Origin of the sequence: Photobacterium sp. Hal280 (assembly GCF_037162255.1) — a bacterium.
Lineage (GTDB): Bacteria > Pseudomonadota > Gammaproteobacteria > Enterobacterales > Vibrionaceae > Photobacterium.
In genome coordinates this window covers 2,319,625-2,330,757 of the sequence record NZ_JARLUO010000005.1, presented here as the reverse complement: position 1 = coordinate 2,330,757, position 11,133 = coordinate 2,319,625, and the positions used below count along the sequence as shown (strand labels likewise).

Sequence of the window (11,133 nt, the reverse complement as noted above, 5' to 3'; positions counted from 1 at the left end):
CTAAAGTTATTAAAGATATCAAACATAGAGATAAAATAAAAAAAATAAAAGTTTTAAACTCTAAAATATATCTATGGGTGATTTCTTCACTGAGACTGATAACTGTTATGTTATCAGTTAAAACAAAAAAAAGTGAAGTGCTATTCTTGTCACTTACACCATTACAATATTGGTTAGTTAACTTTATATCTAAAGCTATAAAGGTCAAGACATATGTAATTATGCATGGTGAGTTAGGGTATTTAAATCATGCAGAAGGAAGAGGGCAAAAGCTTGGAGCAAAGTTCATTGATGCCACTTTAAAGAGCAAGAGTGATGTTGAATTTATAGCTATAAGCTCAACTATATTCGATAGAATTTCAAGCAAATATCCGACTCGTAAATTTTCTTATATAGAGCACCCACTACAGGACTTTTCAGGAATTAATAAAATTAAGAATGATAAGCTGACATTTGGGAGTTTTGGTATTCAATCGAAAGAAAAGAACAGTTGTCAAATTTATAAACTGGCAGAGTTGGTAGAAAATAAATTTCATTCAAGATTAAACTTAATCACGGTCGGAGTTAGTAATGGTACGTTTGACTACGATCTCTCAGATAATGTAAAACATTTCTGCAAAGGACATATAAAGAGCTCTCTTATAGAGAAAGAAACATTTTTTGAAAATGTAAGTCAAATTGATGTTTTCTTACTTTTTTCTCAAGGTGGAGATAAATATGATCTCGTTTCTAGCGGAGTTTTTGCTGATTGTATTGCAATGCAGAAACCCATTATAGGGATGCGAACGCCTATGTTATCAAGGTGTTTTGAGCTATATGGTGAGATAGGTGTTCTCTGTGATTCTTTGGATGATATGAAGAATGCTATTTATAATATTTGTCAAGACGAAGAGCTTTTGAAAAAATATGCATATAACTTACAAGAAATAAAAAATGACTTTAGCTTTGATAGTTATGTGAAAAAGCTAGATGGGATAATGAATAAATGAATAAGTTGAAAGTATTCACTCTCTACATTTATATGATCCCAACATTTATTTCATTATTGATTATTTTTAATAATGGCTATTTATTAGGTGATTTTAGGAACTATTTATATTCAGCTTCATTTTTTGATATAGCTCAAGTGTTTTTTTTGTATTCTTGTATGTTATTGGTGATTTATCTGTTCATTATATCAGGAAGTAGAATACATTTTTTTTCGGAGAAGAATAAACAGTTTGAAAAATATTCTTTACTTGTTTTTTGTTTCATATTATTTATTACTTTAGCTTTTGGAGCTGTTAAAATAGGCCAGCCGGTAGAAGGAGGCTTAACTGGTTTAATGATAAAGTTAGCAAGTAAATTTAATCCTCTTTTATTAGTTTTAATAATATCTTATTCAAATATCTCTGTTAGAAAGTTTGCTTTTTGTATACTTGTAACACTGATTTATGGCTTTAAACAGCAATCTTTACAGGGATATTTAATCTCTTTTATTGCTGTTATGATCTATGCTTTAAAAGCAAAAGAGATAAAGTCATTCTATTTCTATTTCCTTCTTCTTAGCCCTATCATATTTGGTAAGTGGGTGCTGGATTTTGTTACATGGATTTATACATTAAGAAATGAGTTGAGGGGAGTTGAGTTTGATACTAATGAAATTTTATCACTTGCAGTGGGGCGGATTTCATCAATCTCATCGTATATTTATTTAACAGAGAACCACTTTAGCTACAATAAGATATCTGAATATTTTTCCCACTCTATATTTATCTCCAGAATTATCGGTGTGCAGATGGGGGGTGGGGTATCACCATCAGATATATTTAATCAAGAATTGCTAGGTGGGAATGCCGGGTATAGTATATTTTTAGGCTTACTTGGGATGCTGGATATGCTAATTAAAGGCGATATTCTAGTCGCAGCCAATAATGTTATATTTCTATTAATGATGCTTTTTATATCATTTCAAATGATCCCATACTTTAATAAGAAAGAAAGAGTTTTAATGTTTTTTAGCGTTTTTTATTTACCATTTCTATCCTCAGATATATGGGAGTGGTCTATTTTACTCCAGAGTTTGATTGTGATTCAACTTGGATATCTAATCTTTGATTTCTGCTCGAAAGGCTTAAGGCGTTAATGAAAATATTATTTTACATACCAAGTATGGCTCCTGCCGGAGGGATTGAAAGAGTCGTATCATCTATTGTTAACAAACTGTCTGGTGAATATGAAATTACACTGTTGACAAAAGATAAAAAAGAAAGCTTTTATACTATCAATAGAGAAGTAAAGACTGAAACGTTATCTTGCCACTCAAGATTAAATATGAACAATCGTTTTATTCGAATGGCACAAATATTCTATGGTATTCTTTCTTCAGCACTTAAGCTGAAGAAGTTTAAAAAATCTCACAGCTTTGATTATATTTATATTACTCATCCAATATCATATTTAGAATGTCTTTTTTCTGGGATAAGTTACGATAAAATAGTGATTTCTGAACATGGCTCTCACAGTAATTACAACTTCGTTTATAAGGTTATAAAGAGCTTAATATATAAAAAAGCATACTCATACTGTGTACCTACTAAATTAGATTACGATTTCTATTTGAAGATGGGATTCCCTGTAAGATATACACCTCACTTTAAGCCTGAGCTGAATTATAAGTATCAAACCCCAAAAGAACAAGTTGTGTTAAATATAGGCAGGTTTACTGAAGATAAGCAGCAATTAGTACTTTTAGGTATCTGGAAAAACGTTATTGAAAAAATTGATGGTAACTGGATTCTCAAAATTGTAGGAACCGGTGAGCTAAATGATATCTTAACTGATTACATAGATAAAAATGAACTTAAAGAAAGGGTGAAATTAGTAAAACCGTGCAGGAATATAGAAAAAATTTATGGCAGCTCAGAAATTTTTGCTTTAACTTCCAAAAGTGAAGGTTTTGGAATGGTATTGTTAGAGGCAATTTCATTTGGAATGCCTGTAATATCTTTTGACTGTCCATCAGGTCCAAGAGATATTATAAATCAAGATAATGGTTATTTAATTCAACCTGGTGATACCAAAAGCTTTGAGAATAAGTTGATAAGTTTAATTAATAACTCTAATTTGCGCAATGAACTGTCTAAAACTGCATTAAAGTCATCTGAGAAATGGTCAGATAAAAAGATAGTATCTCTTTGGAAAGATGTGTTTATATGAAAATATCAGTAGTGATTCCTGCTTACAATGCAGCACTAACAATAGATAAAGCTATTCAGTCTGTTGTGAAACAAGATCTGAACTTCAAAAAAATTGTCATTGATGTAATTGTTGTTAATGATGGTTCAACAGATATGACTTTGCAGGTTGTTCAGGAGATAATAAATAAACATAACAGTATTAAAATTCAAATTTTCTCCAAAAAAAATGAAGGTGTTTCGAAGGCGAGAAATTATGGGATATCAAAATCAGAAGGAGACTGGATAGCATTTCTTGATTCTGACGACGAATGGTTACCAACTAAGCTTAAAGAACAAATTAGAATCATTGATTCATTGCAAGGAAAGGTTGATTTTATAGGGTGTGCAAGAAATGATGAATCACTCCAATTATTAGGTAGGAAAGTAGATAAGCTTTATAAAGCAGAAGTAAATGATCTGCTGATAAAAATGTTCCCTCAAACATCTACAGCTCTAGTAAGAAAAGAACTCCTAAACTTAGTTGGTGGATACAATGAAGAGATGACCCATTCAGAAGATGGAGAGCTTTGGGTAAGGCTTTGCGGTCAAGGCGATTTTTATTATATGCCTGAATCTCTTGTACGTACTGGTGGTGGAAAGGCTAATTATGGTTCTTCAGGATTATCAGCTAATTTAAAAAAAATGCATGAAGGGTCACTTGAAATTCTTAATACAGCATTAAGATTGAATTATATTAATGGTTTTCAATATATTAGTTTATATATATTTTACACATTAAAATACATTCGACGTATTTTAATTGTGAAGGTGAAAAAGAAATGATATTCAAAATTAAGTGGCTTATTTCTACCTTTATAATATATTTCTTCCTTAAAAAATTGGTTATGCCATCCTATATTTCTTTTCCAGTTTTCTTTAAAGGGCTAAACCGAGTTACAATTGGAAAGAAAGTACGTATTTTTCCGGGGGCACGGATAGAAGTTCATGGGGATGGTGAAATCCTTATTGGAGATAATGTCGGTATTGGGCAAAACTTCCATATAACGTCAGCAGGAAAATTGTCTATTGGTTCAGGAACTGTGATCACAGCGAATGTATGTATAACTAATATTCATCATTCATATCAGTCATTAGATTTACCAGTATTATCACAAGATATTGTTTCTAAACCTACAAGCATCGGAGATAACTGTTTTATTGGTTTTGGTTCTGTTATCTTACCAGGTTCATCCTTGGGTGATAACTGCATAGTTGGGGCAAACTCTGTTGTGAATGGTTCATTTCCTAGTGGTTCGGTGATTGCTGGCAATCCAGCAAGAATTATCAAATTATATAATTTTAATACTGGAGTATGGGAACGAGTCTGACATGAAAAAATGTTTGTTATTTTGCCCGGCTTTTTTTGACTATGATAAAAAAATAAAAAAAATCTTGAAATAAAAGGCTACGAAGTTAAGTTACTAGACGAAAGGCCTTTCGATAGCATGATTGGCAAGGCACTACTTCGTTTAAATGTTAATTTCGCAACAAAGTACTTTATAGAGTTGTATTTTAAAAATGCTTTTAAAAACATAGATGACTATGACTTGGTATTCTTTGTAAATCCCGAAAGTATTACACCAAAAATAATTAATAAGTATATCGGTGGTGCATGCAAAGTAGTTACTTATATGTGGGATTCTTTTAAAAATAAGCCTAATGCGATTGGTTTGATTTCCTGCAGTGATAAGTTTTTTACGTTTGATAATAACGATGCGGAGAGGTATAAAATAAATTTTTTACCTTTGTTTTATACTGATGACTTTAAGATAGATTCTTGTAATCATACCGAAGTTTATGATGTGCTGTTTATTGGTACGGCTCATAGTCAACGTTATAATATAGTTAAACGTATAACTAGAAATCTAAATGCTTATTTGTTCTTCTATTCACCAAGTAGGTTTGTGTTTTATTTTAAGAAATATTTTCTAGGTGAACTTAAAAATATGCCTATTTCAGATATTTCTTTTACATCAATGGATAAAGAACAAGTTTTAGATAAAATCATGAAATCTAAATCATTAATTGATGTTTCTCATCCTGACCAAGATGGTTTAACAATAAGAACTATAGAATCTATAGGTAGTAATAAAAAATTAATAACAACAAATGGAAATGTTATAAAATACGATTTTTTTAATAAAAATAACATATTAGTCCTAACTGAAAAAACAACAAGTTCAGATGTGGAATGTTTTCTTATGCAACCATATCAAGAGTTACCTGAAGATATTTATAGAAAATACGCTATTAGTAATTGGATTAATAACATAGTAAGTTAAGTTGATGAAATTAAAGATTCTCCCTGTTGTCATGGCTGGAGGCTCAGGCTCTCGACTCTGGCCAATGTCTAGAACACATTATCCTAAGCAGTTCCTATCGTTGACTGGTAAATCAACGATGTTGCAAGAAACCTTGCATCGCTTAGAGCAAGTTAATCACTTACCTGCATACTTAATATGTAATGAAGAACACCGCTTTCTTGTTGCTGAACAGTTAAGAAGCGCAAAAATTGATACGGGTGCAATAATATTAGAGCCGGTAGGAAGAAATACAGCACCAGCCATTGCTCTTGCTGCTTTAAAAGCAGTTGAAGAAGGTGAAGATCCTCTATTGCTTGTATTAGCAGCTGACCATCTCATTCAAGATACAAAAAGCTTTATAGAATCCATCGAAGTGGCTAAACATCATGCTGAATCGGGTAAGCTAGTTACATTTGGTATAGTGCCAACCCTACCTGAAACGGGCTATGGCTATATTCGAAGAGGTAGCCTTACTAATAATGATGAATTAAAGGCATATGTTGTTGATTCTTTTGTTGAAAAGCCAGATTTAGCAACCGCTGAGTCATATCTTGCCTGCGGTAATTATTATTGGAATAGCGGAATGTTTATGTTTAAGGCATCTCGCTTTATTGAAGAACTTAATAAATTCCGGCCAGATATTTTGAAAGCAACGAAAAAATCTTTATCTGGAGCAGCTATGGATTTAGATTTTATTCGAATTGAGAAAGAAGCATTTGTTCAATGCCCTGATGACTCTATCGATTATGCTGTCATGGAATTAACAGAAGATGCTGTTGTTGTACCACTTGATGCTGGATGGAGCGATGTCGGTGCTTGGTCATCACTTTGGGAAGTCAGTAAGAAAGACAATAATAATAATGTTATAGCTGGAGATGTTTTAGTTGATGATAGCTACAGCTGTTATATCAACTCCCCAGAACGCTTGGTGGCTGCTGTTGGTCTTAATGATATAGTTATTGTTGATACGAAAGATGCATTGTTAGTTGCTCATCGCGATAAAGTTCAGAATGTTAAAAATATTGTTTCTGAGTTAAAGTTACAGGAAAGAAGTGAATTTTTACATCACCGTGAAGTATATAGGCCGTGGGGAAGGCACGATTGTCTTGTTCAAGGTGAAAGGTATATTGTCAAAAAAGTAGAAGTGAAGCCGGGGAAAAAAACGGCAAAGCAAATACACTTTAATCGTTCTGAACATTGGGTTGTAGTGTCTGGTACAGCGAAAGTATATTGTGGGGACCAGATTCATATAGTTGCTGAGAATGAATCAATGTATATTCCTGTTGGAACGGAACATTGCTTCGAGAACCCAGGTAAGATTCCATTAGAGATAATTGAAGTACGTACTGGTAGCTACTTAGAAGAAGACGATATCATTCGCACTGAAGAAAATGGTGAAGGTTACTGATATGAAGAAATTAACTTGTTTCAAGGCTTATGATATTCGAGGTGTTTTAGGCGATGAATTGAATGCTGACATTGCATATCGAATTGGTAGAGCATTTGGTGATTACCTAAAAGCCAGAAAAGTTATCGTCGGTGGTGATATCAGAATCTCCACGCCTGAACTAAAAGCTGCTTTATCGGAAGGACTGCTAGATTCTGGATCTGATGTTGTTGATATAGGACTTTGTGGAACTGAAGAAATATATTTTGCCACAAAGCATCTTCAAGCTGACGGTGGTATAGAAATTACGGCGAGCCACAACCCAATTAACTACAACGGTATGAAATTAGTCCGTAGAGGTTCAATGCCGATTAGTGGTGATACAGGATTGTTTGAAATAAAAAGGTTGGCTGAGGATAATGTTTTTTCTCAGGTCTCCCAACGAGGTGTGTTAAGTAAATGTTCTAATCTCAAAGATTATGTCGATCATTTAATGACTTACATTAAACCTGAATCTATAAAACCATTAAAAATTGTTGTAAATGCAGGCAATGGTGCGGCTGGACATGTAATTGATGAAATTGAAAATCGTTTCATTGCTCAAGATGTACCAGTTAATTTTGTTAAAATTAATCACGATCCTGATGGTAACTTTCCTAATGGTATTCCCAACCCACTACTGCCTGAATGTCGTTCAAGCACATCGGATGCTGTTATTGAGAATAGTGCCGATCTTGGAATAGCGTGGGATGGTGATTTTGACCGTTGCTTTTTATTTGATCATAATGGAAGATTCATAGAAGGCTATTATATAGTTGGCCTTTTGGCTGAATCCTTCCTGCTAAAAGAAAAGGGAGCCAAGATTATTTTCGATCCTCGATTATATTGGAATACGCAAGAGGTTATTGAAAATAATCATGGTGAACCTGTGATGTCAAAAACAGGTCATGCATTTATTAAAGAACGAATGCGGGCTGAGGACGCAATATATGGTGGTGAGATGAGTGCTCATCATTATTTCCGTGATTTCGCTTATTGTGACTCAGGTATGATCCCATGGCTGCTTATTACCGAGTTGCTTTCAGTTAAAGAAAGGACTCTTTCTGATTTGGTTAGTGGCTATATGGATGCATATCCGTCTTCAGGTGAAATTAATTTTAAAGTCAAAAATCCTGAACTTGTAATTGAATCAATATATAATAACTTTATTGCAGAAGCGACGTGTGTTGATAAAACAGATGGCATAGGTATGGAATTTAACAGTGATGAAGGGGCGTGGCGATTTAATCTACGGACTTCCAACACTGAAGCTGTTGTTCGGCTAAACGTTGAATCAAAAGAAGATATTCATTTGATGAAAAGGAAAACCAAGGACATTATTTCTATAATTAACAAGCATTGATTTATGTAACCTGAGTTTACTTTTATATGTACTCAGGTTACCTCCATTTTTTACAAAGGTACATGATGTCTGCCGCATGTTTTACTCAAGTTTTTTTCCTTTGAATAATACGATCAAAGACTATGAATGGGGAAGTAAATCTTCTCTAAAAGAGTTGTTTGGGTTCGAAAATAAAAGTAATGCTCACCAAGCAGAGCTTTGGATGGGTATACATCCTTGCGGCTGTTCTTTAGTTAAAGTTGATACTGAAGAAATTAGTCTTTCATCTTTAATAAACCGAGATAAAGATGATATTTTATCTAAGCGAGTTTCTGATGAATTTGGAGAGCTTCCTTTTCTTTTTAAAGTCTTAGCCGCAGAATCGCCTCTTTCTGTACAAGTACATCCGAATAAAACACAGGCTATCGACGGGTTTAATACTGAAAATGAACTCGGTATCTCTATTGATTCTGCAATAAGAAATTATAAAGATGAGAATCATAAGCCGGAGTTAGTCTATGCTATTACACAATTTCAGGTGATGGCTGGCTTTAAGTCATACCAAGAAATTAATGAGTGCTGGTCTTATTTTTCAGTGCCAAAAATCGATAAAGCTTTCAATGGTCAAGTGGAAATAAATAATGATCATGATTTAGAGTTATTTTTTTCAATACTTCTAACTTTAAGTGGTGATGACAAGATTGATGCAGTTTCTCAGCTAAAAAATTATGTAAAAGATCATAAATATGATCATCATTCAATATTAGTTAATGATCTCCTGCAACGTTATGCTGATGACTTAGGGGCATTTTCACCGCTATTACTAAACGTTTTCACTTTAAATCCTGGCCAGAGCCTGTTTATCACCTCTGGAATTCCTCACGCTTATATTCATGGTACAGCTCTTGAAGTCATGGCTAATTCTGACAATGTATTACGAGCAGGATTGACTAATAAAAACATTGACATCGTCGAACTCACTAAGTGCACAAATTTCAAGCCGACCGCTATATCTGAATTGATATGTAATCCTGTCTCTATCGCAGGGAATATTTCACGCTATGAGGTGCCAGTTAGCGACTTCTGCTTTGAAGTGTATTCAAATAGTCAGAATCAGCTTATATCAGTTGATAGTGCAGAAATTGTTTTTTCTTTGGATGATTCGCTTACTCTTCGGCATGAATCTGGAGAAGTGATGACAATAGATAAAGGAGACTCCGTATTTATTCCGCATTACGCAAAATCCTATAGCATAAGTGCTATTGGGCGGGTGATAAGAGTTTTTTGTTAATTTTAATAGATGTTGAATAATGCATTTTTAGTGTCCTAGATTGTGTATTGTTTCCTTGCAAGCACATGTCTTGTGAATGTTATTTAATTTACTCAAGAGTCCCATCATGACTTCTGCATTCATTTTTGTTTTCCTGATGTCCTTTTGCAGCCTGTTTATCTGCCGCAAAGTGGCGAAACGGGTTGGACTGGTTGATGCGCCTAACGAACGGAAGCACCATAAAGGTGTGATCCCGCTTGTGGGTGGTGTGTCTATCTTTGTTACGCTGGCTATCGCCTTTAGCTTTTTTGAACTGTTCCCGCAGAACCCATGGCTGTATTTAAGCTGTGCAACCGTGCTGGTGGTTGTCGGGGTAATTGATGACAGATACGACATCAGTTTTAAGTTACGTTTGCTGGTACAGGCGTGTGTGTCGCTGGTGATGATTTTTGCCGGTGATAAAAGCCTGCATTATCTGGGTTACATGTTGGGGGATTTCTCGCTCGATTTACCCGTAGCCGCCAGCACCTTGCTGACAATTTTTGCGGTCATTGGCGCGATTAACGCGTTCAACATGGTCGACGGTATTGATGGTCTGTTAGGGGGCCTGGGATCGGTCAGTTTTGCTGCCCTTGGGTTTGTTTTTTATGTGTCAGGTAATACGGAACTGTTTGTGATCTGCACCATGATAGTGACTGCCATGATCCCTTACATTCTGCTGAATTTAGGTTTCCCTCTGGGGCGGCGGTTTAAAGTCTTTATGGGTGATGCGGGCAGTATCTTCATTGGCTTTACGGTGATCTGGCTATTATTGGAAGCCACTCAGGCTGGTGCGCAGAGTGCCATGCGTCCTGTAACCGCACTCTGGCTGATTGCTTTGCCACTCATGGATATGGCCACCATCATGATTCGCCGTATCCGCAAAGGCCAGTCACCCTTTAAGCCGGATCGCGAACACCTGCATCATATTTGCCAGCGTATTGGTTTGTCACCTTTTATGACCCTGGTCGTGATTTGTGGTCTGGCAGCCAGTATGGCAGGAGTCGGGATATGGTCTGATTTGTCGCAGGTCAATGAAACCCTGATGCTGCTGAGCTTTATGATCACGTTCGGTGTGTATTTTGCGGTGATCAGCCATATCTGGCGTATTACCACCTTGATACACAAGCTGACGGGTCGTAGCCAGCCGAAAACACCAGAGCAGGTAACTTCAGAGCGGTAAGCGCCTTCATTGTGTGAGTGATTGAACAGAAGTCAAAGATGCTGAACATGAACCCAGGCTTGTCCTGGGTTTTTTTATGTAATTTTTTCGTATTACCCAGAGTCTGACTGTTTACCGCTTATCTAATGCTCCAGCCTGTCTTCCCTTCTTATCTGCTTGGCGGCTTTGTCGTAGTGCTCCAGCCGATTGAGCCAGCTTGAAGTCGCCCAGAACAGGACAAAGATGAAGTGGGCACTTATCTGAACCAGATGTTCTAAACCTTTTAAGGCGGCATGTAATCTATGTGTTCTCATCGCGCGTAATCTTTCTCTCGTTGTTCAGTTTTTCTCTGGGCTAGTACAGATGTCCCTGC

The 11,133-nt window shown here is 35.4% G+C and carries 11 protein-coding genes; 10 read left to right on the top strand and 1 reads right to left on the bottom strand.

Annotation, left to right across the window (positions count from 1 at the left end):
• The first annotated feature begins 107 nt into the window (after nucleotides 1–107).
• The 10 genes from P4S53_RS20050 (at nucleotide 108) to wecA (ending at nucleotide 10,781) form a co-directional block, all read left to right on the top strand.
• Nucleotides 108–989: a hypothetical protein gene (locus tag P4S53_RS20050; RefSeq protein ID WP_337114077.1), complete on the top strand. Its 882-nt coding sequence runs from the start codon at nucleotides 108–110 to the stop codon at nucleotides 987–989.
• Entirely contained in the window at nucleotides 986–2,125 is a 1,140-nt protein-coding gene (wzy, locus tag P4S53_RS20045; protein ID WP_337114076.1) for an oligosaccharide repeat unit polymerase, read from the top strand. The genes P4S53_RS20050 and wzy overlap by 4 nt, the downstream gene beginning before the upstream one ends.
• Nucleotides 2,125–3,198, top strand: a complete 1,074-nt coding sequence (locus P4S53_RS20040; protein ID WP_337114075.1) for a glycosyltransferase family 4 protein — start codon at nucleotides 2,125–2,127, stop codon at nucleotides 3,196–3,198. The genes wzy and P4S53_RS20040 overlap by 1 nt, the downstream gene beginning before the upstream one ends.
• Nucleotides 3,195–4,001 (top strand): glycosyltransferase family 2 protein, encoded by an 807-nt coding sequence (locus P4S53_RS20035; RefSeq protein ID WP_337114074.1) that lies wholly within the window; start codon nucleotides 3,195–3,197, stop codon nucleotides 3,999–4,001. The genes P4S53_RS20040 and P4S53_RS20035 overlap by 4 nt, the downstream gene beginning before the upstream one ends.
• Entirely contained in the window at nucleotides 3,998–4,546 is a 549-nt protein-coding gene (locus P4S53_RS20030; RefSeq protein ID WP_337114073.1) for an acyltransferase, read from the top strand. The genes P4S53_RS20035 and P4S53_RS20030 overlap by 4 nt, the downstream gene beginning before the upstream one ends.
• Before the next feature lie 117 nt (nucleotides 4,547–4,663).
• Nucleotides 4,664–5,500, top strand: coding sequence for a hypothetical protein (locus P4S53_RS20025; RefSeq protein ID WP_337114072.1), 837 nt, complete (start codon nucleotides 4,664–4,666; stop codon nucleotides 5,498–5,500).
• Between the two features lie 4 nt (nucleotides 5,501–5,504).
• Nucleotides 5,505–6,929, top strand: coding sequence for a mannose-1-phosphate guanylyltransferase/mannose-6-phosphate isomerase (locus P4S53_RS20020; protein WP_337114071.1), 1,425 nt, complete (start codon nucleotides 5,505–5,507; stop codon nucleotides 6,927–6,929).
• Nucleotide 6,930: 1 nt separating this feature from the next.
• Nucleotides 6,931–8,310, top strand: a complete 1,380-nt coding sequence (locus P4S53_RS20015; RefSeq protein ID WP_337114070.1) for a phosphomannomutase CpsG — start codon at nucleotides 6,931–6,933, stop codon at nucleotides 8,308–8,310.
• Nucleotides 8,311–8,386: 76 nt separating this feature from the next.
• A complete protein-coding gene (manA, locus tag P4S53_RS20010; RefSeq protein ID WP_337114069.1) occupies nucleotides 8,387–9,580 on the top strand; it encodes a mannose-6-phosphate isomerase, class I in 1,194 nt (397 codons plus the stop codon).
• A gap of 106 nt (nucleotides 9,581–9,686) precedes the next feature.
• Entirely contained in the window at nucleotides 9,687–10,781 is a 1,095-nt protein-coding gene (gene wecA, locus P4S53_RS20005; RefSeq protein WP_337114068.1) for a UDP-N-acetylglucosamine--undecaprenyl-phosphate N-acetylglucosaminephosphotransferase, read from the top strand.
• A gap of 122 nt (nucleotides 10,782–10,903) precedes the next feature.
• Here wecA and P4S53_RS20000 read toward each other — a convergent pair whose 3' ends face one another.
• Nucleotides 10,904–11,074: a hypothetical protein gene (locus P4S53_RS20000; RefSeq protein ID WP_337114067.1), complete on the bottom strand. Its 171-nt coding sequence runs from the start codon at nucleotides 11,072–11,074 to the stop codon at nucleotides 10,904–10,906.
• Nucleotides 11,075–11,133 lie beyond the last annotated feature (59 nt).

What these genes read in the sequence shown, in the direction of transcription:
- P4S53_RS20030 (WP_337114073.1), top strand. Translation starts at nt 3,998, where the DNA reads ATGATATTCAAAATTAAGTGGCTTATTTCTACCTTTATAATATATTTC.
- wecA (WP_337114068.1), top strand. Translation starts at nt 9,687, where the DNA reads ATGACTTCTGCATTCATTTTTGTTTTCCTGATGTCCTTTTGCAGCCTG.
- P4S53_RS20050 (WP_337114077.1), top strand. Translation starts at nt 108, where the DNA reads ATGTTATCAGTTAAAACAAAAAAAAGTGAAGTGCTATTCTTGTCACTT.
- P4S53_RS20025 (WP_337114072.1), top strand. Translation starts at nt 4,664, where the DNA reads ATGATTGGCAAGGCACTACTTCGTTTAAATGTTAATTTCGCAACAAAG.
- P4S53_RS20015 (WP_337114070.1), top strand. Translation starts at nt 6,931, where the DNA reads ATGAAGAAATTAACTTGTTTCAAGGCTTATGATATTCGAGGTGTTTTA.
- P4S53_RS20020 (WP_337114071.1), top strand. Translation starts at nt 5,505, where the DNA reads ATGAAATTAAAGATTCTCCCTGTTGTCATGGCTGGAGGCTCAGGCTCT.
- P4S53_RS20035 (WP_337114074.1), top strand. Translation starts at nt 3,195, where the DNA reads ATGAAAATATCAGTAGTGATTCCTGCTTACAATGCAGCACTAACAATA.
- manA (WP_337114069.1), top strand. Translation starts at nt 8,387, where the DNA reads ATGTTTTACTCAAGTTTTTTTCCTTTGAATAATACGATCAAAGACTAT.
- P4S53_RS20040 (WP_337114075.1), top strand. Translation starts at nt 2,125, where the DNA reads ATGAAAATATTATTTTACATACCAAGTATGGCTCCTGCCGGAGGGATT.
- wzy (WP_337114076.1), top strand. Translation starts at nt 986, where the DNA reads ATGAATAAGTTGAAAGTATTCACTCTCTACATTTATATGATCCCAACA.
- P4S53_RS20000 (WP_337114067.1), bottom strand. Translation starts at nt 11,074, where the DNA reads ATGAGAACACATAGATTACATGCCGCCTTAAAAGGTTTAGAACATCTG.